Consider the following 24,610-nt stretch of genomic DNA (forward strand, 5'->3'; position numbering starts at 1 on the left):
CGGCGAGACCGTGTGGACGGCGTCGTACCGGCGGAGTTCCGCGGGGCCGGCGAGCCGGTAACAGAGCTTCGCGACGGTCGGTGCCACGCCGTAGTGGGACTCGAACAGGCGGTCGGTGATGAACGCCCACGAGTGGATGCCGGCGACGGTCCTGGCGTCTCCGGTGGCGAAACAGAGGCGCATCCCCGGCGTGTACATCGCGTAGGCCGTGTCGTACCCCGACACGTCGTGCCGCCACCCCTCGGTGTAGCCGACGTCGTCGGCGAGGACGTCCCGTGCGTCGACGCGGCGCTCGCCGCCGGGGGCGTACGGAAGCGCGTAGACGTCGACGTCGACGTCGTCGTCGGCGAGGCGGTTCGCGACGGTGGCGACCCACTTCTCGCCGCCGCGGAAGTGTTCGACGGAGAAGTGGGTACAGAGGGCGACCCGCCGACTCATGCTCGGCTCCGGAGCGTCAGGAGGTGCTCGACGAACACCCGACAGGCGTCCGTCGTGAGCTTCGACTGGCCGAACCGTCGTTCGTCGAACTGGTACGGCACCTCCACGACGTGGCCGTACTCGCACTGGACGAGCACCTCGAGGAGGACCTTGTACCCCCTCGGCTCCAGGTCGACATCGTCGACGACCGACCGCCGGACGAGGAAGAAGCCGCTGAGCGGGTCGTTGAGCCCTCGTGTCTCCGCGAGGCAGAGCTTCGTGAGCGCGATGGCGCCGCGGCTGATGAGCTGTCGGCTGAGCGGCCAGTTCACCACCCGTCCGCCCTTGCGGTACCGGCTCCCGATGACGACGTCGACGTACTCGGTGACGTGGTTCGCCAGTTCGGGGATGAGCTCCGGCGGGTGCTGGAGGTCGGCGTCGAGCACGGCGCAGAAGTCCTTCGTCGCCCGTTCGAAGCCGTGGACGACGGCCGTTCCGAGTCCGCGCTCCGACTGTCGGCGGAGGACGCGGACCTCGTCGATGTCCTCGCCGACCGCCTCCGCGACCCGCCACGTCCCGTCGGGCGAGTCGTCGTCGACGATGAGGAGTTCGTAGTCTCGTCCGTCCATCGCCTGCCGACATCGAGAGATGACGCGTTCGACGTTCTCCGCCTCGTTGAACGTCGGGACGACGATGGAGACCGACTGCGACACCACCTCGTCGGAGTGGTCCCGCGAGAGACCGCTAGCGCTGTCCGTCTCCGGAGCGGGTTCACTCCGGGCTGTAGACGAACTGGAGGGAGGTTCCATTGGTAAGAACAGTTGCCCGTCCGAGTCATATATTTTATTTACTAAAGGTATGAATATAACTCTCGACGGAACTTGTTATCAGTGTGATGAAACGTCGTCGAAGAAAGTATATCACGGTCAATAATGGTCTATGCCGGGTGTAACGCGGTCTCACGGCGCAGCACAAAACCAATACGTGCCGGGCTCATTCCCCCTGCCAATGGTCCTCTCCGACGTCTTTCTCGCGCCGCTCGGGCTCCTCGCCCTCCTCACGGTGCCGCCGCTGGTGGTGCTGTATCTCGTCAAACCCGAGCCCGAACGGGTCGAACTGCCCACCCTCCAGTTCCTGACGGAGCAGCTCGGGCAGTCGGCGTCGAGCCCGCTCCTCGAACGGCTGCTCCGGAGCCTGTTGCTCCTCATCCAGATAGTCGCGCTGGTGCTGCTGGCGGCGTCGCTGGCGACGCCGTACGTCTCGGTGTCGGAGGAGACGACCGTCGAGGAGACGGTCCTCGTCGTCGACGGGAGCGGGTCGATGACGACCACCGACGACGGGACGACACGCTTCGAACGGGCCGTCGCGGCCGCTCGGGAGGAGGTCACGGGGACGACGAGCGTCGTGCTCGCGGCGGGTGACTCACGCGTCGTCGCCCGCGCCGTCCCACCCGACGAGGCGACGGCGGCGCTCGACGAACTCGCGGTGACCGCGACGAACGGTGACCTCCGTGCGGCCGTCTCGACGGCGTCGGCCATCGCCGGCGAGAACGCCCAGATCGTCGTGGTGAGCGACTTCGCCGACGAGTCCGACTGGCCCGACGCGGTCCAGGCCGCGCGGGCACAGGGGCTCCGCGTGGAGCTTCGGCAGTTCGCCGAGGGCGGTGCGGACAACGTCGGCATCATCGATGCTCGCTTCACCGGTCGGGAGGTGACCGTCTCGGTCAAGAACTACGGGGACGAACGCGTCCGTCGCGCGCTCGCCGTCGGGAATCAGCGCGCGGAACTCACGCTGGCGTCGGGCGACGTCGCGACGGCGACGTTCACCGTCCCCGCGGGCGGGGCTCAACTCCGGCTGACGCCCGGCGACTCGTTCACCCTCGACGACACGCTCTACCTCGCCGCGCCGGAGGACGCGACCATCGACGTGTTGCTCCTGACGAACGACCGGAACCGCTACCTCGCGACGGCGCTCTCGGTCATCCCGGAGGTGGAACTGACCGTCGACGAGCCGCCGACGACGGTCGACAGCAGCGCGTACGACGTCGTCGTCTACAGCAACGTCGACCCCTCGCGACTCCTCCAGGGGAACGTCGAGGCCGGCCGGGACGTGCTCGAACGCGGCGGCGGCGTCGCCATCCAGGCACAGCCGAACCTCCCAGAGCGGTACGGCGACCTGGTGCTCGTTGAGCCGACGGGCATCGGACAGAGTCCGTCCGTTCGCCGGACGGCCTCCGACTCGCTGACTCGTGACATCACGTTCTCGCCGCCGGAGACGTACATCGCTGGCCCGCTCCGGGAGGGACGGACGCTCGTCGAACTGGGCGACGGGTCGCCACTCGTCGCCACCGCCGACCGTGGCTCGGGACGTCTCCTCTACTACGGCTACATCCAGGAGTCGTCGTCGTTCAAGTTCAACTTCCAGTACCCCGTGTTCTGGAAGCGGTCGGTGTTCTACCTGGCCGGGCGGGACACCCTGCCCGAACTCAACCGTCCGGCGGGCGACAGGCTCCAGTTCGACAGCGAGACGCGCATCCAGACGCCGAGCGGGGTGGTGACCCAGACGGGCGTCGTCCTCGACCAGACCGGCTACTACCAGGTCGGCAGCCGACGAATCGGCGTCTCGCTCCTGAACGAACCGGAGTCGGACGTTCGGGCGACGCCGCTCGAAGCGCGCTCGGACAGCGCGGGTGCCGTCGTCCGCGAGGAGACCCGACTCGTCCCCCGACCGGTGACGGAGTACGTCGCCGGCGCGGCGCTGCTCGTCACGCTGCTCGAACTGGCCTACCTGCGGCGACGGGGTGACCTCTGATGCTCGGGACCGCCCTCCTGTTGCAGACGGAGGTGACGCTCGGCGACGCCGTCGTGGGGCTGGAGCGCCCACTGGCGCTCGTCGCGCTCCCCGTCGTGCTCGTGGCGCTCTGGTGGCTCGTCGTGCGCGGGGAGGGAACGGCCTCGACACGGAGTCGACGGCTCGTGTTGGCCTCGCGCGTCGTGGTCGCCGTCCTCCTCGTGACGGCCGCGGCGGGGCCGTACACCGTCGTGACGCGCGAGACGACCGGCGACCCGCGGGTGACGCTGCTCGCGGACCGTTCCGAGAGCATGGCGGTGAACGAGAACGTCACCGACCGCCTCGCCACGCGCATCGAGGAGCAGGGTGTCCCGGTGACCGTCGCGACTGTCGCCGACGGGACGCAGTCTCCCATCGGCGACGGCGTCGCCGCGAACCTCAGGGAGAACGGGAGCGTCGTCCTCGTCTCCGACGGGCGGGTGACGAGCGGGCGGAGCCTCGGCTCCGCCGCGGACCTCGCGAGTTCGTTGAACGCCACGGTGAGCACCGTCGACGTCGAGGCCAGAGAGCCCGAACGGTACGTCACGGTGTCGGGGCCGGCGAAGGCGGCTGCGGGCGTCGAGAGCACGTTCCTCGCCCGCGTCGACGGAACCGAACTCGAGGAGAACTCCCGGCTGACCGTCACCGCCGACGGCGAGGAGGTGCTCAGCCGGGAGATCAACGGCAGCGGCTCGGTCGACTTCTCGTACACCTTCCAGTCGGTCGGCTCCCACCGGATAACGGCGACGGTGAGTGGTTCGGACACGTTCCAGCAGAACAACGTCTACCGGAAGACCGTCCGGGTCGTCCAGCGGCCGAAGATACTCTACGTCTCGCGCGGGAGCTACCCCCTCCGCGACTACCTCTCGTCGCTGTACGACGTCGAGCAGTCCCGGACCATCCCCGATAACCTCGACGAGTACTACGCGGTGGTCGTCCAGGACACGGCGGCGAACGACCTCGGGAACGTCGACACGCTCCAGCGGTTCGTCATCGACGGGAACGGACTCGTCGTCGTCGGCGGGGACAACTCCTTCGAGAACGGCGGGTACGAGGGGTCGTCCATCGCCTCGATGCTCCCGGTCACCTTCGGCGAGGCCTCGGCGGGGAGCGCGACGGTGGTGCTCGCCATCGACATCTCCGGCAGCGCCGAGTCGGGGATGCGCCTCCAGAAGTCCATCGCGCTCGACGCGCTGAACCAACTCGGCGACGAGAACACCGTCGGTATCGTCGCGTTCAACTACCAGGCGTACTCCGTGGCCGAACCCCAGTCGCTCTCTGAGAACCGCGGGTTCCTGGAGGACCGCATCCGGAGGCTGCAGAGCGGCGGGGCGACGAGTATCGCCGCCGGACTCAGAGGCGCCGAGGAGATGCTCGGTGGCGAGCAGGGGACCGTCATCCTGCTGTCCGACGGCCAGGACGACGTGGGCGAGGCGGCCACCGTCGCGAACCAGCTCGGCTCGCGCGGGACGCGCGTCATCACCATCGGCGCCGGTCGGTCCGTCAACGAACGAACCCTCCAGCGCATCGCCTCCCAGTCCGGGGGGACGTACTTCCGCGCGAGCGAGACCGACCGACTCCGCCTCTTCTTCGGCGGGAGTTCGCGGCGGTTCGAGGGGGAGGGTCTCACCATCGTCGACCCGAACTCCTTCATCACGAGCGGGGTCACGCTGGAGTCGAACCCGGCGGCGGCGAACGACGTCGCCATCCGGCGCGGCGCGGACTTCCTCGTAGCGACGAACGACGGGACTCCCGCCGTCGCCTCCTGGCGCTACGGGCTGGGTCGCGTCGCGACGGTCACGGCCTACGGGGCCGACGGGACGCTCGACGGCCTCCTCCAGCAACCGGACTCGCTGCTCGTCACCAAGACGGTGAACTACGCCATCGGCGACCCCGAGCGGAAGTCGGAGGGCGTCACGGACGTCTCCGACACCCGCGTGGGGGAGTCGACGACGGTGGTCTTCCGTGGGCGCGAGCGGCCCCAGAGCGACGCGGTCGAGTTCAGACAGACGTCGACCGGCGTCTACCAGGCGACGCTCACGCCCAACGAGACGGGGTTCAGCCGGGTCATGGACGCCACGTACGCGGTGAACTACGCCAGCGAGTACGGGGCGTTCGGGCAGACCAGCGAGTTGCGTTCGGTGGTCCAGGCGACGGGCGGTCGGCAGTTCGAGCCGAACCAGGCGGCCGAAATTGCAGAGTTCGCCCGCCAGGAGTCCACGCGCGTCCGCACGCTGGAGCAGTCGTGGACGTGGCTCGCCATCCTGCTCGCCCTGCTCCTGTACTTCGCAGAAGTCGTGCTCCGTCGTCTTCAAGTGTACCGGGGGCGAAGCCGCAGCGAGAGTGGTCTGACATGAGTGCCCTCGGTTCCTCCATCAACCTCGCCCTCGTCCTCCTCGTCACCACGTCCGTCGTCGGAACGGCCGGTGCGACGATGTACTACCAACACTCCGTCGAACAGCTCGACACGCAGAACGCGGAGCTCCGCGAGCGGAACACGGAGCTGCGCAACGAACTGCAGTCGACCCGGGAACGGCTCGACGCGACGCGGACGCAACTGCGCGAGCTGAACCAGAGCCTCCAGACGACGCGGGGCGACGTCTCACAGGTCTCGGAGAGCCTCGACGAGACCGAAGAACAGCTCCAGTCGACCCAGAGCGAACTCTCCGAGACGTCGTCCGAGCTGCAGTCGACGAGACAGGACCTCTCGCAGACGCGCGACCGGGTCGACTCGCTCCAGTCGCGCGTCCAGTCGCTGGAGAACGACAAGCAGGAGCTCGAGGAGTCGCTCGACGAACTCGAGGCGGAGAACGACGAACTCGTCGACGAGAACGAGGAGCTCGAGAGCACCGTCAGCTCGCTCCGGTCGCAGGTTTCGGACCTGGAGAGCGATATCCAGTCGCTGCGGAACCGGGTCGACCAGCTCGAGAGTCAGATAGACACCATCTGCAGGCAGGCCGCAGAGCCCAAGCCGGCGGCGTGTAACTGATGGACGGGAGCGACACCCCGCGCGAGGACGGGGGTGAGAACCAGGGATGGTTCGAACGACGGCGGCAGCGCAGACGGGAGGCGGCCGACCGCGAGCAGGCCGAACGGGACGAGCGGGAACGGGCCGCGACCGACGAGCAGTACCGCGAGGACCTCGCGGCGCAACGGTCGGTCACGAACGCGGGGGAGTCACCCGAGACGCGGATGCGGCGCGCGCTGAAGCAGGTCCGCCGCGAGGGGTACAAGGTCGCCGTCATCTACGCGGCCGTCGACGCCGCCCTCGCGGCGCTCGTGGTGAACCTCCTCGTCCAGGTGCTGAAGCCGGAGCAGATTCCACTGACGCTCCCGTGGCCGCGCGTCCTCTTCGACGCCATCGTCGGCTACACCGGCGCGCCGCCCGCGCCGCTGCAGACGTCCATCGTCGCCGGGGTCGCCGCCGGTGTACTCGTCTTCGGCGGCGAGTTGCTCGCGCGGACGCGTCGGCCCTTCGTCGAACAGTTCGAGGGGGCGAACCCGGCGGTTCGGGAGGCGCTCCGGACGGCCCGCGACACCGTCGAGTCCGGGCGGGACTCCCGGATGGCGCTCGCACTCTACGAGGACGTGCTCGCACGCCTCCAGCGGACGTCGAGCATCGGCCTCGTGAACCTCAAGCGGGTCTTCCTGACCGTCGTCGTCGTCACCGCAGTGAGTCTCGCCAGCATCCAAGTCGCGGTGGTCGACCTCGACATCCGCGACCTGGGTCCCGAGACGAACACCGACGGGAGCGACCGGAGCTCCGAGTACGAGGGTCTCCAGGACGCCAGCGGCGTCCTCGGTGAGCCCGAGAACGTGACGGCGGGCGAGGAGACGCTGAACACGACGCTCGCGACACAGGGCGGCGGCGACGACGGTAGCGACAGCGCCCCCGCCGCCTACGACTCGAGCGGATTCGCCGGGAGCGGCGACGTGGAGGGACAGGAGGCCGGGTTCGCCGAGAGCGAACAGCTAGAAGACGCGGAACTCATCCGGGAGTACAACTTACGGATACGCGATACGGACGACAGCGACACCTGAAATGAGTGACATCGAACATCTCCAGTCGAAGTTGAGTCGGGTCCGCGAAGAGGTCGGCAAGCGCATCGTCGGTCAGACGGACGTCATCGAACAGATTCTCGTCTGCATCCTCGCCGACGGCAACGCGCTGCTCGAATCGAACCCCGGACTCGGCAAGACGTCGATGATCCGGACCCTGTCGGCGGTGACGGACCTGCAGTTCTCGCGCATCCAGAACACGCCGGACCTGATGCCCTCCGACATCACCGGCACGGAGATTATCCGCGAGTCCAACGGGGAGCGGGAGTTCGTCTTCGAGAAGGGGCCGGTGTTCGCGAACATCGTCCTCGCCGACGAGATAAACCGCGCGACGCCGAAGACACAGGCGGCGCTGCTCGAGGCGATGCAGGAGAAGCAGGTGACCGCCGCGGGCGAGACGTACGACCTCCCCCGCCCCTTTTTCATCCTCGCCACGCAGAACCCCATCGACCAGGGCGGGACGTACGCGCTGCCGGAGGCCCAGACGGACCGGTTCCTCCTGAAGATTCTCGTCGACTACCCCTCGTTCGAGGAGGAGCGACAGATCGTCCGCCTCTACACCGAGGGGGGACGCGTGCCGGACGTCGAGCGCGTGCTCTCGCGCGAGGAGATACAGGAGATACAGCAACTCGTCCGGGAGGTTCCCATCGCCGACGACCTGCGCGACCGGGCGGTGAACCTCGCCCGGGCGACCCGCGAGCACGACCAGATCGAGTACGGCGCGAGTCCGCGGGCGAGCATGGCGCTCGTCCTGACGGCGAAGGCCCGTGCGTTCCTCCGCGGGCGGAGCCACGTCAAGTGGGAGGACGTCGAGGCGATGGCGGCGCCCGTGCTCAGACACCGCATCATCGTCGACTTCCGCGCCGAGCGCGAGGGGCTGGACGCCGACGACATCGTCTCCGCCATCGTCGCGGAGTCGGGATGAGATGAGATGACCATCGACCCCGACTTCCTCGACGAACTCGACCGGTTCGACTCGTCGCTGAAGCGCGAGACCACCTCCCAGTACCAGGGCGAACAGGAGTCGCCCGACGTCGGCGAGGGGCTCACGTTCTCCGACTACCGGCGGTACGCACCCGGCGACGACACCCGGCTCATCGACTGGAAGCTGTACGCGCGGACCGAGGAGTACTACATCAAGCAGTACGAGGAGGAGCGCAACCTCACGGTCCACGTCCTCGTCGACTCGTCGGACTCGATGGACTTCGGTGAGGGGGACGAACACAAGTTCGAGTACGCAGCGAAACTCGGCCTCGGCTTCTGTTACCTGACGGCGGAGGAGAACAACGACTTCCGCTTCTCGACGTTCGGCGACGACTTCGAACGGCTCGACACCGGCCGCTCCAACCGCGGCGAACTGCTCCGCATCATCGACCTGCTGAACGACCAAGAACTCGGCGGGCGGACGGACTTCCGCGACGCTCTGGAGAGTTACACCGCGAGCATCTCCAGTCGGTCGCTCGTCGTCGTCCTCTCGGACTTCCTCGGAGAACTCGACGACATCGAGGAGGGGCTGGCGGCGCTGTCACGGAACGAACTCGTCACGGCGCAGGTGCTCTCGCCCGACGAACTCGACCCCGACGTGGTGGGCGATACGGTCTTCGAGGAGCCGGAGACTCAGCAGGAACTCCGCACGTACTTCGGCGGCCGACTCGCCCAGCAGTACCAGTCGCGCCTCGAACGGTTCACCGGCGAGGTGGCCGAACGGGCGAGTGACCTCCGGGCGACCCACGCGCTGGTGAACACCGGCGACGACTTCTTCGACGCGTTCGCGTCGCTGTGGGTCGGGTGAGAAGACGACGGCCCGACTGGGTACAAACGCTTCTGCAGATCGAGCCCTAATCGGTCCCGAAGCCGAACCGGTGTTTCGGCGTCGGAGCGACGACCCCTGACCCGCTGGCCACGAGCAGCCAGGTCGGTGAGACACCGTTCGTACAGCGGCGTGGGAGCGTTCGAGCGCGCGACGGCCGCGCCGTCACGCGCCGCCGCCTCGTCGGTCGTCACTATCCACTCTCGGCGGGGGCGTGCGGGGACGAGAAGTGAAGGGGGACGAGTGACTCACAGAACGACGGGCGACCGGACCCGCCAGAGTGGCCGAGCACACCACCCGCCACAGTCGCTTCGCTGACGACGGCGCATGCTGAAGTGACTTCCGAAACGCGGATGCCGATAGAATAAATTAGACTTCTGCGCTCAGTTGCTCGGGACGCCCTCGTCGTAGCGCGGCAGGTAGTCCCGGCCGCCCTTCTCGACGAGGAGTTCGCCGTCCTCGACGACGACTTCGCCGCCGACGATGGTGTGCGTCGGGAGGCCCGTCAGTTCCGTCCCGTGGAACGTCGAGTAGCCCGGTTCCATCGTGTGGTAGAAGTCGTCGTCCACGACGGCCGACTTCTCCAAGTCGACGATGACCATGTCGGCGTCGGAGCCCTCGGCGATGGCGCCCTTCCGCGGGTAGAGGCCCCAGCGCTTGGCGTTGTTCGTCGAGCACACCTCGACACAGCGCTCCATCGAGATGCGGTTCTTGTTGACGCCCTCGGACATCATCACCGGGAGGAGGTACTCGATGCCGTTGTTGTCACCGGGGATGGCGTCCCACATGTCGCCGTGTTTGCCCTCGCCCTTCTCCTTGAACTCCCGCTTGTGCGGGCAGTGGTCGGTGCCGACGTAGTCGACGACGCCCGTTCGGATGCCCTCCCAGAGGCGCTTCACGCTCGCGTCTCCTCTGAGGGGCGGCGAAATCTTCCCCCACGTCCCCAGCTCGGTGTCGTGCTTCGTGTGTGATAAGAAGGCGGGGAGGGTCTCGGCGTGGACGTTCACGCCCTTCTCCTGGTACCGTTCGCAGATGTCGACGCCCTCGCCCGTGCTCATGTGGACGATGTACGACCGCGAGTCCGTGAACTCGGTGAGCATGGCGATTTGCTCGATCTGCATCGCCTCCGCCACGTTGGGCGAGGCCTCGGTCCACGCTTCGAGGTCGTTCCGCCCCTCCTCCATCAGGTCCTGCCGGAGTTCGTAGGCGAGGTCCTCGTTCTCCGCGTGGAACATCACGACGCCGTGGGGCATCTCGGACACCTTGTCGAGCACCCGGTAGGTTCGGCCGGCGTCGGAGTGGTCGATGCCGAGTTCGGGCGAGGCGTGCTTGTACCAGTTGAAGAACACCTTGAACGAGCGGACGCCCTCCTCGGCGAGGTCCTCGATCTCCTCGACGTGGTGGTCTTGGTGGACGATGGCGTGATACGCGAAGTCGATGTAGGAGTTCTCCTCACCCACCGAACGGAAGAAGTCCATGTCCGGGAGGTAGGGGTCGGGCTGGAGCAGAAAGTTCACGACGCTGGTGACGCCGCCGTGGACCGCCCCGCGCGTCTCGGTCTCGAAGTCGTGAGCGAGACCCTCGTGGTAGTCGAACTCGTATCGGGAGAGCCCCCAGTGGACGTGCGGGTCGATGAAGCCCGGTACGAGGTAGTTCCCCTCGGCGTCGATCTCCTCGTCGGCGTCGGGCAGGTTCGCCGCCGCCCCGACGGCGACGATTTTCCCGTCCTTCGCGGCGACGCCGCCGTCGATGGTTCCGCTCGGGGTGACGACCCGCGCGTTCGTGACTCGTAAGTCCGCAGCCTCGGCTGTCATGACATGCGCAGTTCAGCGGTCTAGTATAAATAATTGCGTGTGGAGGGGGTTCGCGGCCGTGTGACCGGCCGGTGCGTCCCGTCGCTCGCGGACGGTCCTCCACGCGCGCGGCGGTTCACACACCCGTCGTCCGAATCGGACTCACGTCGCCTCTGTCCGACCGCCCTCTCCCTCGGCCCGGATCAACTCCCCGATGGTGGCGTGACACTCCTTCGGGTGCGTCGGGTGGACGGAGACGGGTTTGGGCTGTTCGTCGACGTAGAGGACGAGTTCGTAGCGCTTCGTGTACGTCCGGTAGGCGCTCCACAGGCCGACCACGAGGAAGCCGACGCCGACGAGTGGGTTCCGGGTGAAGACCACGTAGCCGCCGATGCCGACGAGCAAGAGGCTCATGACGACGAGGTCCCACTCGATGGGGTTGAGGGTGATGCGCGCGATGTCCCCGCGAGCAATCTTGTACCCCTGTTCCTCCGCGGGCTGGACGAACACGCTCTCCTCGTCGTACCCGATCCACCCCCCCGACCGGAGGCCCATCCGTCTGATGGTCGTCTCGGCCGGTCCCGCCGCGTCCTCGTTCATAACCGGGTCTCGGAGTGGACGTACTTTGCAGTTGTGAGACGGTGCGGCCCGGGAGAAGTCGAGAGCGACGACGGCGTCGCCGGTCGGGTCAGGTCGCGTCAGTCACCGGCGACGTCGGTCTCGCTCGTGTCGCCACGGAGGAGTCGCTCGTGGAGGGGGACGAACGCGTCGTCGTCCTCGGTGATTTCCTCCCAAGCGGTCAGGCCACGCTCGTCGCGGCTACCGGGGATGGTGTTGTCGAGGACGAACGCCGCGATGCCGCCGACGGCGATGGGCGTGCCCATGATGATGCCGATGGTCTCTGCCACCGCGGGGACACCGAGGACCGCACCGAGGACCGGCACCGACGAGAGGCCGGCCTCGAGCGTCGTCTCGGCGCTCTGGACGTTCGAGATGTACTGCGGGATGGAGAGGCCGGCGAACAGCCCGAAGCCGAGGACGAACACGTTGCGGTTCTGGTTCAGGTTGACGTACTGGAGCTGGGAGAGCCCGACGCCGACGATTTGCGCGAACATCGCCAGGAAGAGGCCGCCGACGATGGGGTTCGGGATGGTCGTCACGAGCGCACCGAACGCACCGACGTAGCCCACGACGATCATCACGACGGAGCCGACCTGAACGACGTAGCGGGAGGCGACGCCGGTAATGCCGATGGCGCCGATGTTCTCGGTGTACGACGTGGAACCGTTACCGGTGCCCATGATGCCCGCGAAGATGTTGCCGAACCCCTCCATGCCGAGGCCGTGGTTGACCCGGCGGGAGTTGGGCGCCCCCTCGCCGGCCATCCGGGCGACGGAGTGGTAGTCGCCGAAGCTCTCGATGGCCGACGCGAGCATCCCGGCGAACATGCCGACGACAAACGAGCCGGTGAACAGCGGCATCCCCCACTGGAACGGGACGATGGGGCGGACGAGCGGCGCGTTCGCGACCACGCTCAGGTCGACGAGGTTGGCGACGCCCGCCACCGAGAGGACCACAGCGAGCAGGTACGCCCCGCCGAGCCCCAACAACACGGGGAAGAGTTTGAACACGCGCGAGTAGCTGTCGAGGTACTGCGAGAACAGGACGATGAGCACGAGCGTGAGTCCCGCGAGGTACCAGTTCTGTGAGGCGCTGATAATCTGCGGGACGCTGATGAGCGCAAGGCCGATGAGCGCGATGACGACGCTGATGACGAGCGGCCCGATGAACCGCTTGAGCCGCCCGAAGATGCCGAGGTAGCCGATGACCACCTCCGCGGCCCCGGCGACGATGATAGCCCCCTGCAGTTCACGCATCATCACGGTCGGCGAGGCGTTGCTCGCCGCAAGCACGCCGATGATGGCGAGTGCGGGACCCAGCATCGAGAACGTCCCCCCCTGGACGATGGGGTAACGGTTCCCGATGGTCGACTGCGCCAGCGTGGCGATGCCGGAGACGACGAAGAACGTCCCGACGAGCTGTGCCGTGTTGGCGGGGTCGAACCCGACTGCACCCGCGAGGACGAGCGGGATGGCGATGGTCGACCCGACCATCGTCAGCCAGTGCTGGATGCCGAGCAGGACTGACTGCCCGAGCGGCGGCTTGTCGTCGATGCCGTACTCGACCATGCTCGACGAGCCACCGTCGGTGCGGACCTCCGGGTCGTCGCTCATGCTACCGCCCCGCTGTGCCGACGAGTTGAACTGTTGTGCGACATATGTTAAACGTCGACAGTACGTTACCCTGAAACTCTTGATAAAACTATTGGTGCTGACGGCTTCTTACGAGCCCGATGGACGTTGATTCAGCGGTTCTACTGTTAGTATCGAGATAGGAACGGTGACCCTGTCCGGGTGGCCCCGGTCACAAGTTACTTCACGGTCACCCTGGTCGGTGTCACCATGGTCTCACAACCGGAGTACGAGGTCCACGCCGACCTCGACGTGATGATCGAGACGCGCGACGGGACCCGGCTAGCGACGGACATCTACCGGCCGGCGGACCCCGACACCCGAGAGCCAGTGGACGAGGCGTTTCCCGTCCTCCTGGACCGGACGCCGTACGGGAAGCGCGGCGCACAGAGCCGCCACGGCGAGTGGTACGCCTCCCGCGGTTACGTCGTCGCCATCCAGGACGTCCGCGGGCGGTTCGACAGCGAGGGCGACTTCTACATCTGTGCGACGGAGGCCGAAGACGGCGCGGACACCGTCGAGTGGCTCGCCGAGCAGGAGTTCTGTGACGGCCAGGTCGCCACGCTCGGAACCTCCTACGGCGCCTGGGTCCAGAACGCCCTCGCCACGCAGGACCCCGAGGGGCTGGCGGGGATGTTCGTCAACATGGGAGCGGCCAACGCGCGCAAGGCGACCTTCCGGCACAACGGCGCGTTCGAACTCCGGTGGCTCTGCTGGGCGTTCACGCTCGGCGCGGGCTTCGCCCACGAGTCGCTCTCGGACCCCGACGTCCAGCAGACTTTCGCCGACGTCGACGTTCGAGACGTGCTGGAAGACTGGCCGCCCCGGCGGGGCGAGACGGCGCTCGCGGAACTGCCCGACTACGACGAGTGGGCGTTCGACATCATGGAGACGGGTACGGCGAGCGACGACCTGTGGCAGAACCCCGGCGTCAACTTCGAGCGCTACTACGACGAGTCGGCCGACGTCCCCACCGTCTACTCCGGCGGCTGGTACGACTCGTACACGAAGGCCACCTGCGACAACTTCGTCGGACTCAGCAGTCGAAAAGACGAGGACCACTACCTCATCGTCGGCCCGTGGACCCACCTCGCGCGGCTCCCCGGCGGGCACGACCACTCCGACACGCTCCTCTACCCGCCACTGACGTGGGAGGTTCCCACCGCCGGTGACCTCGCGTTCGGCGACGACGCCGTCAAGAAGTACCGCGAGACCCGCCTCCGGTTCTTCGACCAGTACCTCAAGGGCGAGGACGCCTTCGCCGACGAACCGACCGTCCAGTACTTCCTGATGGGGACGGGCGACGGCCACCGGACCGAGGACGGGTTGCTCTTTCACGGCGGAGAGTGGCGCTCGTCGGAGGAGTGGCCACCCGAGGAGACCGAGTTCACGCGCTACTACGCACACGCGGACGGGACGCTCTCGCCCGAGGAACCCACCGCGGAGGAGTCGTCGACGAGCTACGAGTTCGACCCGCTCGACCCTGTCCCCTCCGTGGGCGGGAACTCCTCGTCGTACCTCACGTACGAGCCGCGCGACGAGTCGGTGCGCGCGTACCCGCTCGGTGACCGGAAGCTCATCGACTTCGTCGGCCGGGGACCGTTCGACCAGCGCGAACACGACTGGGTGTGGGGAGAGGGGGACGGAGAGCCGCTGGAAGCGAGAGACGACGTCCTCGTCTTCCGGACGCCGCCCCTCGAAGAGGACGTCGTAATCGCCGGCCCCATCCGCGTCCGGGTCTACGGCGAGACGGACGCGGCGGACACCGACTTCACCGCGAAACTCATCGACGAGTACCCCGCGAGCGACGACCACCCCGACGGCTACGCGCTGAACCTCTGTGACTCCATCTGCCGGGGTCGCTACCGCGGCTACCGCGACGAACCCGATTTCGTCACTCCTGGCGAGGTGTACGAGTACTACATGGAGCCGTACCCGACGGCGAACGTCTTCGAGGAAGGCCACCGCATCCGCCTCGACGTCTCCTCGTCGAACTTCCCGCGGTACGACGTCAACCACAACACCGGCGAGGCGCTGTACGGCGGCGCGGACGACGTCGACCCGGTGGTGGCGACGAACACCGTCCACCACAGCGCGACGCACCCGACGCACGTCGAACTGCCGCTCCAGCCCCGGTAGTCGGAGTCGGCGTGACGGCTTCTTTCGCGGCAACGCGAGACGCCCGTGAGCAGTAGGTCACTCGCTCACTCGTCCCTCGTGCGAGTCGCTCACTGCGTTCGCTCCCGCGCGTCGGCCCGCACCGCAGTTGTCGCGTGGCCGTCAGACGAGTGACCGCCGGACGAGAGGGGCCCGAGGGGAGCCGACGACCCGCCCTCAGTCCCCACCCGCGCAGGCCCGCTCGTACGACTTTCGGAGCGAGCGGACGGCGTACTCGCCGGCCATTTCGGTCTTGTACTCGGGGTCGGCGTGCATCTCGTCGGTGGGGTCCGCGTCCGCACGGACCGTCTCTGCCACCGATTCGAGCGCCTCGTCGTCCAGTGGGGAGCCGACCAGGTCGTCGAGCGCGTCGTCGATACGGAGCGGGATGCCGGCAGCGTTGCCGACGGCGAGGCGCGCCGTCTCGACGAGCGGTTCCGCCGCGGTGGGGTCGTCGACGCGGACGGCCGACCCGGCGCTCACCGTGGGCCACGTCTGTGCGCCGCGCTTGAGTTCGACGAACGAACTCCCCGAACGGTCGACGGGGAACGGGTCGCGCGGGAAGGAGACGCTCGTGATGAGTTCGTTCTCCTCCAGGTCGGTGAACATGTAGCCGATGAAGTAGTCGTCGGCGGGGATGGTCCGCTCGCCCTCGACGGACGCGACGTGGAGTTCGCCGCCGAGCGCCGACAGGACCGTCGGGTAGTTGCCAGCGGGGTCCGCCTCCGCGATGCTCCCGCCCATCGTCCCCCGGTTCCGGACGGCGGGGCCGGCGATCTGCTCTGCGGACTCGGGGATGATCTCCAGCACCGACCGGAGTTCGTCGTGGCGTTCGAGGGTGCGGTGCCGCGTCGTCGCACCGATCTCCACCTCGTCGTCGCGGACGTCGACGAACGCGAGGTCGTCGAGGCGGTTGATGTCGACGAGTCGGTCGGGCGAGGCGAACCGGTTCGCCATGATGATGCCGAGCGACTGGTTGCCGGCGAGGAGTTCGGCGTCGAAGTGCTCCTCGAGGAGTTCGAGCGTCTCCGACACGCTCTCGGGCCGGTCGTACTCGAACTGCGTGGGCTTCATCGGTTCACCCCCTCGGTCCCGACACCTGCATCGCGGAGCCAGCGACGGACGCGGTGGCCGGTCGCGGGAATCTGGTCGACCACGATGCCGAACTCCGCCAGCGCGGCGTTGAGGGAGGTGGCGATGGCGGCGGGGCCGTCGATCATCCCACCCTCGCCCGTCCCCTTCGCGCCCGTCGCCGTGTACGGCGACGGCGTCTCCTGGTGGTACAGTTCGAGGTCGGGCATGTTCTTCACCGACGGGAGGAGGTAGTCGAACAGCGTGATGGCCTGCGGCTGGCCGTCGTCGGCGTAGCCGAACTCCTCGTACAGCGCGGCGCCGATCCCCTGCGCGAGGCCGCCCATCGCCTGTCCGTCGACGATCATCGGGTTGAGCCTCGTCCCGCAGTCCCGCAGCGTGTAGAACTTCAGTATCTCGACCTGTCCGGTCCGGGTGTCCACCTCGATGACCGGCGCGTTCGCGGCGAACGCGGCCGTCGGGTAGACCGGCAGTTTCCCGGTCAGCGCCTCGTCGAACTCCTCGCGCACCGAGGCGGGGTGCTGGTAGTCGTACGACGCGGCGGTGTACTCGCGCTCGTCGTCGCGTTCGACCAGTTCCGCGAGGCCGAGTCGCTCGCGCGTCTCGACGTGTTCGACCGCCCCGTCGCGGTAGACGACGTCCTCGGTCTCACAGTCGAACTCGCGCGCGCCGAGTTCGCGGAGACCCGTCTTCAACTGCTCGCCGAGGCCCTCCGAGGCGCCCGAGAGCATCACGGCCATCCGTGAGGCGGCCGTCCCGTACTCCGTGGGTGCCTCGACGCTGTCCAGGTAGGACACCGCGACGTCGTCGGGGGTGAGTTCGAGCGCGTCGGCCAGGAGTTGCGCGACGATGGTCCGGTGGCCCTGCCCCTGCGAGTCGGTGGCGATGAACGCCTCGACGCTCCCGTCCGCTCTGACCCGCCCCCGGAGGTGTTCGGGGAGTTCGGCCACGTCGTCCCTGTCGCGGTCCGCGAGCGTGTCGCGGTCGGTGCGCTGGCGGTCGGTCCAGTCCGACCCCGACACCCCGGGTTCGACGTGGACGGAGGGAGAGACGGCACGGATGTACCCCTCCTCGCGGCGCTGGTCGACCACCTCGGGGTCGAGCAGCCCTCCCTCGACGCGCTCCTCCTCGTCGACGATGTCGACGATGCGGTCGAACGCCGCCGGGAAGTCGCCCGAGTCGTAGATGTTCTTCGAGGGGAGGACGTACGGCATCTCCTCCGCGGAGATGAGGTTCTGGCGCTTGAACGTCGCGGGGTCCATCCCGAGTTCGCGGGCCGCCTCGTCGACGACCATCTCGATGGCGTACAGGTGCGAGGGGACGCCGAAACCCCGGTACGCCGTCTGGCACGTCTTGTTCGTGATGGCGAGTTCGTACTCGTAGCCGACGTCCTCGATGTGGTAGGCGTTGGTCAGCACCGCCAGGGGCTTCAGCACCTGGTTCACGGGGTAGCGGGGGTACGCCCCGAAGTCGTCGACGAACCAGACGTCCAGTCCCCGGATAGTGCCGTCGTCGTCGACGGCCAGTTTCACCTTGTAGTCACGCTCCGAGGAGTGCATGTCGCCGCCCTGGAGGTTCTCGACGCGGTCCTCGACGAACTTCACTGGCGTGCCGTCGAGATACTGCGACGCCATCGCCGCCAGACAGCAGTAGCGGTGGATAGCGATCTTCGTCCCGTAGCTCCCGCCCACGTCGGCCGGCACGTTCAGCCGGACCTTCTCGGGTGGGTAGCCGAGGGTGTCGTAGACGGTGTCGTCGACGAGCGTGTGCAACTGGATGTTGCAGTCGATGTCGAAGGCGTCGGCCTCGGGGTCGTACTGCGCGACGACGCCCGCCGTCTCCAGCGGGACGCCCGAGATGCGCCCCCACGAGTACTCGCCCTCGACGACGTGGTCGGCCTCCTCGAACGCCGTCTGTGGGTCGCCGAACTCGAACCGCTCCGAGTCGGGGACGTTCGTGCCGACGTCTTCGTGGAGGACGTGTTCGTCCTCTCGCGCTTCCATCGCGTCCGCGACGGCGTCGAGTTTCTCGTAGTCGATCACGACCCGGTCGGCGATGTCCTCGGCGGCGTACCGGTCGGAAGCGACGACGGCCGCGACAGGTTCACCCGCGTACAGTACCTTGTCGGTGGCGAGCGACCACTCCTCGAACTCCTCGAGGCCCGAGGGCATCGGGTTGTACTTCTCTTTGATGTCCTCGCCCGTGATGACGAGTTCACAGTCGGGGTGGTCCAGTGCCCGCGAGACGTCGACCTCCTCGATGCGGGCGTGTGGGTGGACGCTGCGGACCAGCGCCATGTGGAGGCAGTCCGGCGGGGTGATGTCGTGGATGTACTCCGCGCGTCCCGTCAGGATGTCGTAGTCCTCGACGCGCTTCACCGACTGGCCCGTGTACGACTCGCGCTCGCTCGTCGGGGCCGCGTCGCTCCCGGCCTCGGCCTCTGCGCGGGACATCTACTCGCCCCCCTCGCCGTCGACGGCCAGTTCGGCGGCGGCGCGCTCGACGGCGCTGTAGATGTTGTGGTAGCCCGTACAGCGGCAGATGTTGTCCGACAGGGCCGTCTTCACCTCCTCGCGGGAGGGGTCGGGGTTCTCCTCGAGGAGTTCGAGGGCGGACATGACGAACCCGCTCGTACAGAAGCCACACTGGAGGGCGTGTTCCTCGTGGAACGCCGACTGGAGGGGGTGGAGTTCGCCGTCGTCGGCGAGGTTCTCTACCGTCTCGAGTTCGAGACCGTCCGCCTGGACCGCGTAGGTGAGACACGACTTCACCGTCGCTCCCTCCATCATGACCGTGCAGGCGCCGCAGACGCCGTGTTCACAGCCGACACGGACGCCGCGGAGTCCACACTCCTCGCGCAGGAAGTCGGAGAGCTTCAGGCGGGGTTCGACCTCTCGGGTGATCTCCTCACCGTTGACAGTCAGGGTGACGGTCTCGGTCGGGCGAGCCTCGTCTCCCTCTGTGGTACCGGTACTCATAACGGCCTCTTTTGCCCCTCGTGTGATAATCCTTGCGTCGAGACGGGGGGCGGACGGGGGACGCTACTCCGCGTCGTCGCCGAACGCGCCGGCCGCCGCCAACTCGTCCAGTCGCTCCTCGGAGTAGCCGAGGTCCGCGAACACCTCGCGGGTGTGCTCGCCCAGTTTCGGCGGCGGCGACCGGAACCCGCTCTCGGCGTCGGTGAAGTTCAGCGGGTGCTCGATGGTCGGGACGGTCCGCTCGCCGTCGGACACCTCGCTCACGACGCCGCGCGCCTCGGTCTGTTCGTTGTAGAGCGCCTCCTCGACGGACTGGACCGGCCCGGCGGGGACGCCCGCGTCGACGAGGACGTCCATCCACTCGTCTGTCGTCTTCGCCGCGAGCGCGTCCTCGATTTCGGCTTCCAGTTCGCTCATGTGCTCGACCCGGTCGGCGTTGGTGTCGAACCGCTCGTCCTCGGGGAGGTCCGGGCGGCCGATGGCGTCACAGAAGTCGCGCCAGAGCTTCTGGTTCAGACAGGCGACGTTGAGGTGACCGTCCGCCGTCGCGTACGTCTGGTACGGGGCGAGCACCGGGTCCTTCGTCCCCATCCGTGTCGGCTGCTCGCCGGCGAACACCTTCCCGGCCTGCTTCGTGAGCCACGGGAGCGTCGCGTCGAGCATGCCGAGTTCGACTCTGTCCCCCTCGCCCGTGCGTTCGCGCTTGTAGAGGCCGTTCATCACCCCGAACGCAGCCCACATGCCCGTGATGAGGTCGGTCTGCGGGAGGCCGACCTTCACCGGTCGACCCTCGGGGTCCGGCTCGCCCGTGACGCTCATGATGCCGCTCATCCCCTGTACGAGGAGGTCGTAGCCTGGCCGCTGACTCCACGGGCCCGTGTCGCCGAACGCGGAGATGGAGCAGTAGACGAGCCCCGGATTCATCTCGGAGAGGGTGTCGTAGTCGACGTCGAGGCGGTCGGCAACGCCGGGCCGGAAGTTCTGCACGAAGACGTCCGCCTCCTCGACCAGGTCGTACAGCGCCGCCTTCCCCCCGTCGCTCTTGAGGTCCAGCTCCACGGAGCGCTTGTCGTAGTTGAGCGTCCAGTAGTAGGGGGACTCGCCGTCGACGAACGGCGGGCCTGAGTGTCGGATGTCGTCGCCGGTGCCGGGGCGTTCGACCTTGATGACGTCGGCGCCCTGGTTCGCCAGCATGAGCGAACAGAACCCTCCCGTGACGAACGTCGAGAGGTCGACCACCGTCACGCCGTCGAGGATGCGTGTGCCGTTCGTGTCCATGCGTCGTAGCCTCGGGGACGGGGCAAAAACGTTGCCGTTACTCGCGTGTGCACGCGTTCACGAGTTCGGTCCGCCCGTCCCGACGGCCGACAGCCACAGGAGCGAGACGGCGAGCACCGTCACGGCCATCGCGACGAAGCCGAGCGCGAACGAGTTCGTGTCGAGGAGCGTCCGGCCGAGGAGCCACGGGTAGACGACGGCACCGACGTTCCCGACGAGCAGCATCGCGACGAGGGTGACGCCGGCGTCGTCGGCCAGTTCCGAGAAGGCCAGTGCGAACAGCGGTCCGAACGGGACGCCGAACCCCAGTCCGGTTCCCACGACGGCGGCGACGAGGAGCGACGGGGAGCCCACCTGGAGTGCAAGGGCGAGAAGCGAGAGCACGACGGCGGTGCCGACGAACGAGACGAGGACCGTCCGGCGGTCCCCCACGCGTTCGGAGAGGTGGCCACCGACCGCCCGTCCGACGACGGTGGCCAGCGAGAAACCGACGAGCGTCGCCGTCACCGGCACGCCGACGCCACGGAGGACGTCCGGGTACCAGGTGCCCGCGACCATCAGGAAGCCGAACGTGGCCATGTTCCCCAGACCGAGGACGAGGCCGGTCGACGAGCGGAGCGGCGCGAGATACGCCGCGACGGGAAGGGTCGCCTCGGTCCGGACGCCCGGGAGCGTCGCGGTCCCGACTGCCCCGGCAACCATGAGCGCGGCAGCCCCCACGGCGGGGACGGCCGGCGTCCACTGGACGAGCACCGGTGCGGAGGCGAGGCCGACGGCGAAGCCGAGCGTGAACAGCGCACCCAGGAGGCCCTGTGCGGTCGCCGTCCGGTCGGGGACGCGCCGCCCGACGTACTTCATCGCGGCGACGAACGCGATGCCCTGCCCGACACCGAGCAGCCCACGCGACGCGAGCGCGGCCGGGAGCGTCACCCATCCGCCGAGGACCGCCGCGAACGCCGTCACCGCGAACCCCGCGGCACACACCCGGGGGACGGACAGCACCCGCGTGAGGCGGTCGGCGAAGAGGGCGACGAGGCCCTGCGCGAGGAGGAACAGCGTCATCCCGAACCCCGCCGCGTCGGGGGCGACGCCCCGGTCGATGAGGAGCGAGACGACCGCACCGTAGGAGCCGACGGCGACACCGAGACCGAACAGCCCCGTCCCGAGCGCCGCGAGCGCCCGTCGCGGGAGACGCGTCGTCCCCGCCACCGTCAGGGTTCGAGGACGGTGGTCCCGAACGTCTCGCCCGCGCGAAGCGCCTCGTGGACCGCGGGCACCTCGTCGAGGCCGACGCGCCGACGGACCACGGGGTCAACCCGGCCGTCGGCGAAGAGACGGGCGGCGCGGACCACCTGGTCTCTCGTCGCGTAGCGCGAGCCGAGGAACGACGCCTCCCTCACCACGTACTCCTTCATCGGGACGTCGAACGTCCGGTCGTGGTGGGTGGTGAGCGAGACGACCTGTCCGCCCATCGCCATCGCGTCCCAGGCGTCGCGGAGTGTGGCGGTGTCGCCGACAGTGTCGACGACGACGGTCGGCCCGTCGCCGGACGGGGTCGCGTCGCGGACCCGGGAGGCGAAGTCGTCCGCGGAGGCGTCGACGGGAACGACCGTGTCCGGCGTCAGTCCGTCGACGTGCGCGAGTCGCTCGGCGTCGACGTCGGCGGCGACGACGTGAGCCCCGCGACTCGCAGCCAGCTGCGAGAGGTGGACGCCGATGCGGCCGGCGGCGCCGACAACCAGCACCGAATCGGTGTCGTCGACGGCCGTCCGTTCGCAGACGTGTAGCGGCGTCGCGAGGCCGTCCGTGGCGATGGCGCCGGCGGCGAAGCTCGTTTCGTCCGGGAGCGGAAGCGCGTTCGCGGCCGGGAGGACGGCCGACTCGGCGTAGGCGCCGTCGCAGTTCACGCCGTACCAGCCGCCGAAGTTCGTACAGCGGTTGTCCGCGCCGCGCCGGCAGTGGTCACAGGACCCACAGGTGAGGTAGAAGTACGCGAGGACCCGGTCGCCGACGGCCAGGTCGACGCCGTCGCCCACCGACTCGACGACGCCCGCGAACTCGTGGCCGGGAATCCGTGGCGTGAGCGCAGGGTCGTCGGAGAGACCACCCTGGACGGCGTTCTCGATGGTCCGCGTGACGGCACAGGCGCGCACGTCGACGCGAACCTCGCCGGGACCAGGTTCGGGTCTGTCGACCTGCTGGACGGTGAGGTCGCCGCCCCACTCGTCGAGGACGACGGCGTTCGTCGAAGGCATGCGACGAGGTGTGAGAGGAGAGGTGAAAAGCGTTGGCGTGGCGGACCTCGAGACGGGTGGCCGCCGTGGTACCAGGCTGTGTCGGCAGAACAATTATCACACCCCGGTATCGTTGTTTATTTGCCATGTCAAATACAGGTATGTCCGAGCAGTCGAACAGCGAGGCGTCGACGAGCATCGTCGAGTACGACATCGAGGACAAACCGCCGGTCGGCGAGGCGATTCCGCTGGGCATCCAGCACCTGCTCGCGATGTTCCTCTCGACCGTCGCACTCCCCATCGTCATCGCGGGCGCCATCGGTCTCGGACAGGCGGACACAACGTTCCTGCTCCAGATGGCGCTGCTCGTCGCCGGCGTCGCCACCATCGTCCAGGCGTACCCCGTCGGACCGGTCGGCGCCCGCCTCCCCATCGTGATGGGGACGAGCGCCATCTTCGTCGCGCCGCTCATCGACGTGGGGAGCCAGTTCGGCCTCGCCGCCATCTTCGGGGCGGTTATCGTCGCGGCGCCGGTCGAAATCGTCATCGGCTACTTCATCGACGACGTGCGGGGGCTGTTCCCCCCGCTCGTGACGGGCATCGTGGTGATGCTCGTCGGCCTCACCCTCATCCCGGTGGCGATGGACTACGCCGCCGGCGGCCCGGGCGCGTCGACGTACGGCAACGTCGAGAACGTCGGCCTCGCGGCGCTCGTGTTCCTCGTCGCCGTCGGCGTCAACCAGTTCTTCGACGGCTTCCTCCGGATGACGAGCGTCCTCGTCGCCGTGGTCGTCGGCTACACCGCCGCCATCCCGCTCGGCCTCCTCGACCTGAGCGGCGTCGCGACGGCGGGCTGGTTCGCGTTCCCCGTCCCACTGCGCTACGGCGTCGAGTTCCAGCCGAGCGCCATCCTCGTCGTCGCCTTCGCGTACATCATCACGGCTATCGAAACCATCGGCGACGTCTCCGGTACCACCGAGGCCGTGGGGCGTGACCCCGACGGTGAGGAACTGAAGGGTGGCCTCGTCGCCGACGGCGTCATGAGCGGCATCGCGGGCGTGTTCGGGGCGTTCCCGAACACCTCGTTCTCGCAGAACGTCGGGCTCATCAGCTTCACGGGGGTGGCGAGTCGCTACGTCGTCGCAATCTGTGGCGGCTTCCTCGTCGTCCTCGGCTTCGTCCCGAAGGTGGCTGCCGTCGTCGCCGCGATGCCGAACCCGGTGCTCGGCGGGGCCGCCGTCGTCCTCTTCGGGATGATCTTCTCGGTCGGCGTCCGCATCCTCACTCGTGCACAGCTCACGCAGCGGAACCTGACCATCGTCGCCGTCTCCGTCGTCCTCGGTCTGGGCGTCGAGGTCCGTCCCGACGTCCTGTCGAGCCTCCCGGAGGACCTCCGTCTGCTCGCCGGGTCGGGGCTCATCGCCGGCGGCGTGACCGCGCTCGTGTTGAACATCGTGCTGCCGTCCGACGAGGAGCCGACCCCCGACCCCGCCGGCGTCGCTCCCGAGAGCGTGGACGACTGACCGGGGGGCACGAGAGCCGCCCGCGAGGGCCGGAGGGCCGACGCGACCCGCTTTACACGTAGTCGGCGTCGGTGTCGACGGTGTGGCCCGGGAGGACGCCGGAGCGTTCGAGCGTGTAGTAGCCGACGGCGTGGAGGACGCCCGCGGCGACGAGACCGTTGAGCGACGCGATTCCCGGAATCAGTTGC

18 protein-coding genes and 1 pseudogene are annotated in these 24,610 nt (G+C 68.2%); 8 read left to right on the top strand and 11 right to left on the bottom strand.

The genetic code is table 11. The features are described from left to right. Both ACESK5_RS12735 and ACESK5_RS12740 read right to left on the bottom strand, forming a co-directional pair. A pseudogene (locus tag ACESK5_RS12735) lies at positions 1 to 438 on the bottom strand (glycosyltransferase family 1 protein); the annotation flags it as partial. Next, positions 435 to 1,226, bottom strand: a complete 792-nt coding sequence (locus ACESK5_RS12740) for a polyprenol monophosphomannose synthase (protein ID WP_372911951.1) — start codon at positions 1,224 to 1,226, stop codon at positions 435 to 437. The pseudogene ACESK5_RS12735 and the gene ACESK5_RS12740, both read right to left, overlap by 4 nt. A gap of 199 nt (positions 1,227 to 1,425) precedes the next feature. Here ACESK5_RS12740 and ACESK5_RS12745 point away from each other — a divergent pair, with 199 nt between their 5' ends. Genes ACESK5_RS12745 through ACESK5_RS12770 form a run of 6 tightly spaced genes read left to right on the top strand, consistent with a single transcriptional unit; the run spans position 1,426 to position 9,097 of the window. After that, positions 1,426 to 3,228, top strand: a complete 1,803-nt coding sequence (locus tag ACESK5_RS12745) for a BatA domain-containing protein (RefSeq protein WP_372911952.1) — start codon at positions 1,426 to 1,428, stop codon at positions 3,226 to 3,228. Next, complete coding sequence (locus tag ACESK5_RS12750) at positions 3,228 to 5,603, top strand: VWA domain-containing protein (protein ID WP_372911953.1); 2,376 nt, start codon at positions 3,228 to 3,230, stop codon at positions 5,601 to 5,603. Before ACESK5_RS12745 ends, ACESK5_RS12750 begins: the two co-directional genes overlap by 1 nt. Then, positions 5,600 to 6,235: a chromosome partitioning protein gene (locus ACESK5_RS12755; protein WP_372911954.1), complete on the top strand. Its 636-nt coding sequence runs from the start codon at positions 5,600 to 5,602 to the stop codon at positions 6,233 to 6,235. Before ACESK5_RS12750 ends, ACESK5_RS12755 begins: the two co-directional genes overlap by 4 nt. Beyond that, positions 6,235 to 7,287: a hypothetical protein gene (locus tag ACESK5_RS12760; protein ID WP_372911955.1), complete on the top strand. Its 1,053-nt coding sequence runs from the start codon at positions 6,235 to 6,237 to the stop codon at positions 7,285 to 7,287. Before ACESK5_RS12755 ends, ACESK5_RS12760 begins: the two co-directional genes overlap by 1 nt. Position 7,288: 1 nt before the next feature. Next, a complete protein-coding gene (locus tag ACESK5_RS12765; RefSeq protein ID WP_372911956.1) occupies positions 7,289 to 8,230 on the top strand; it encodes an AAA family ATPase in 942 nt (313 codons plus the stop codon). 6 nt (positions 8,231 to 8,236) lie between these two features. Continuing rightward, positions 8,237 to 9,097, top strand: a complete 861-nt coding sequence (locus tag ACESK5_RS12770; protein ID WP_372911957.1) for a DUF58 domain-containing protein — start codon at positions 8,237 to 8,239, stop codon at positions 9,095 to 9,097. A gap of 401 nt (positions 9,098 to 9,498) precedes the next feature. On the opposite strand, the gene ACESK5_RS12775 is transcribed toward ACESK5_RS12770, so the two are convergent. The 3 genes from ACESK5_RS12775 to ACESK5_RS12785 form a co-directional block, all read right to left on the bottom strand. After that, on the bottom strand, positions 9,499 to 10,929 hold the full coding sequence (locus ACESK5_RS12775) for a dihydroorotase family protein (protein WP_372911958.1): 1,431 nt from the start codon (positions 10,927 to 10,929) through the stop codon (positions 9,499 to 9,501). Positions 10,930 to 11,070: 141 nt separating this feature from the next. Further along, positions 11,071 to 11,508 carry a hypothetical protein gene (locus ACESK5_RS12780; protein WP_372911959.1) on the bottom strand — a complete coding sequence of 146 codons (438 nt, stop codon included), beginning with the start codon at positions 11,506 to 11,508 and terminating at the stop codon, positions 11,071 to 11,073. Between the two features lie 98 nt (positions 11,509 to 11,606). After that, the gene (locus ACESK5_RS12785) at positions 11,607 to 13,142 is read right to left on the bottom strand and encodes a uracil-xanthine permease family protein (RefSeq protein WP_372911960.1); all 1,536 of its coding nucleotides are present in this window, start codon (positions 13,140 to 13,142) and stop codon (positions 11,607 to 11,609) included. Between the two features lie 228 nt (positions 13,143 to 13,370). Between ACESK5_RS12785 and ACESK5_RS12790 the strand changes: the two genes are divergently transcribed. After that, positions 13,371 to 15,299 carry a CocE/NonD family hydrolase gene (locus ACESK5_RS12790; RefSeq protein WP_372911961.1) on the top strand — a complete coding sequence of 643 codons (1,929 nt, stop codon included), beginning with the start codon at positions 13,371 to 13,373 and terminating at the stop codon, positions 15,297 to 15,299. Positions 15,300 to 15,494: 195 nt separating this feature from the next. On the opposite strand, the gene ACESK5_RS12795 is transcribed toward ACESK5_RS12790, so the two are convergent. From ACESK5_RS12795 to ACESK5_RS12820, 6 genes are all read right to left on the bottom strand, one after another. Then, entirely contained in the window at positions 15,495 to 16,391 is an 897-nt protein-coding gene (locus tag ACESK5_RS12795; protein WP_372911962.1) for a xanthine dehydrogenase family protein subunit M, read from the bottom strand. Next, positions 16,388 to 18,862: a xanthine dehydrogenase family protein molybdopterin-binding subunit gene (locus tag ACESK5_RS12800; RefSeq protein WP_372911963.1), complete on the bottom strand. Its 2,475-nt coding sequence runs from the start codon at positions 18,860 to 18,862 to the stop codon at positions 16,388 to 16,390. Before ACESK5_RS12800 ends, ACESK5_RS12795 begins: the two co-directional genes overlap by 4 nt. Then, positions 18,863 to 19,387, bottom strand: a complete 525-nt coding sequence (locus tag ACESK5_RS12805) for a (2Fe-2S)-binding protein (RefSeq protein WP_372911964.1) — start codon at positions 19,385 to 19,387, stop codon at positions 18,863 to 18,865. 63 nt (positions 19,388 to 19,450) lie between these two features. After that, positions 19,451 to 20,665: a CaiB/BaiF CoA transferase family protein gene (locus ACESK5_RS12810; RefSeq protein WP_372911965.1), complete on the bottom strand. Its 1,215-nt coding sequence runs from the start codon at positions 20,663 to 20,665 to the stop codon at positions 19,451 to 19,453. Positions 20,666 to 20,722: 57 nt separating this feature from the next. Beyond that, positions 20,723 to 21,874: an MFS transporter gene (locus tag ACESK5_RS12815; protein WP_372911966.1), complete on the bottom strand. Its 1,152-nt coding sequence runs from the start codon at positions 21,872 to 21,874 to the stop codon at positions 20,723 to 20,725. Positions 21,875 to 21,876: 2 nt separating this feature from the next. Next, complete coding sequence (locus ACESK5_RS12820; protein ID WP_372911967.1) at positions 21,877 to 22,920, bottom strand: alcohol dehydrogenase catalytic domain-containing protein; 1,044 nt, start codon at positions 22,918 to 22,920, stop codon at positions 21,877 to 21,879. Between the two features lie 140 nt (positions 22,921 to 23,060). Here ACESK5_RS12820 and ACESK5_RS12825 point away from each other — a divergent pair, with 140 nt between their 5' ends. Next, the gene (locus ACESK5_RS12825) at positions 23,061 to 24,422 is read left to right on the top strand and encodes a uracil-xanthine permease family protein (protein ID WP_372911968.1); all 1,362 of its coding nucleotides are present in this window, start codon (positions 23,061 to 23,063) and stop codon (positions 24,420 to 24,422) included. Positions 24,423 to 24,610: the final 188 nt, after the last annotated feature.

Source organism: Salinigranum sp., assembly GCF_041641895.1.
Lineage (GTDB): Archaea > Halobacteriota > Halobacteria > Halobacteriales > Haloferacaceae > Salinigranum.

Coding starts and splice junctions, on each gene's coding strand:
- ACESK5_RS12740 (WP_372911951.1), bottom strand. CDS start 1,226: ATGGAACCTCCCTCCAGTTCGTCTACAGCCCGGAGTGAACCCGCTCCG.
- ACESK5_RS12745 (WP_372911952.1), top strand. CDS start 1,426: ATGGTCCTCTCCGACGTCTTTCTCGCGCCGCTCGGGCTCCTCGCCCTC.
- ACESK5_RS12750 (WP_372911953.1), top strand. CDS start 3,228: ATGCTCGGGACCGCCCTCCTGTTGCAGACGGAGGTGACGCTCGGCGAC.
- ACESK5_RS12755 (WP_372911954.1), top strand. CDS start 5,600: ATGAGTGCCCTCGGTTCCTCCATCAACCTCGCCCTCGTCCTCCTCGTC.
- ACESK5_RS12760 (WP_372911955.1), top strand. CDS start 6,235: ATGGACGGGAGCGACACCCCGCGCGAGGACGGGGGTGAGAACCAGGGA.
- ACESK5_RS12765 (WP_372911956.1), top strand. CDS start 7,289: ATGAGTGACATCGAACATCTCCAGTCGAAGTTGAGTCGGGTCCGCGAA.
- ACESK5_RS12770 (WP_372911957.1), top strand. CDS start 8,237: ATGACCATCGACCCCGACTTCCTCGACGAACTCGACCGGTTCGACTCG.
- ACESK5_RS12775 (WP_372911958.1), bottom strand. CDS start 10,929: ATGACAGCCGAGGCTGCGGACTTACGAGTCACGAACGCGCGGGTCGTC.
- ACESK5_RS12780 (WP_372911959.1), bottom strand. CDS start 11,508: ATGAACGAGGACGCGGCGGGACCGGCCGAGACGACCATCAGACGGATG.
- ACESK5_RS12785 (WP_372911960.1), bottom strand. CDS start 13,142: ATGAGCGACGACCCGGAGGTCCGCACCGACGGTGGCTCGTCGAGCATG.
- ACESK5_RS12790 (WP_372911961.1), top strand. CDS start 13,371: ATGGTCTCACAACCGGAGTACGAGGTCCACGCCGACCTCGACGTGATG.
- ACESK5_RS12795 (WP_372911962.1), bottom strand. CDS start 16,391: ATGAAGCCCACGCAGTTCGAGTACGACCGGCCCGAGAGCGTGTCGGAG.
- ACESK5_RS12800 (WP_372911963.1), bottom strand. CDS start 18,862: ATGTCCCGCGCAGAGGCCGAGGCCGGGAGCGACGCGGCCCCGACGAGC.
- ACESK5_RS12805 (WP_372911964.1), bottom strand. CDS start 19,387: ATGAGTACCGGTACCACAGAGGGAGACGAGGCTCGCCCGACCGAGACC.
- ACESK5_RS12810 (WP_372911965.1), bottom strand. CDS start 20,665: ATGGACACGAACGGCACACGCATCCTCGACGGCGTGACGGTGGTCGAC.
- ACESK5_RS12820 (WP_372911967.1), bottom strand. CDS start 22,920: ATGCCTTCGACGAACGCCGTCGTCCTCGACGAGTGGGGCGGCGACCTC.
- ACESK5_RS12825 (WP_372911968.1), top strand. CDS start 23,061: ATGTCCGAGCAGTCGAACAGCGAGGCGTCGACGAGCATCGTCGAGTAC.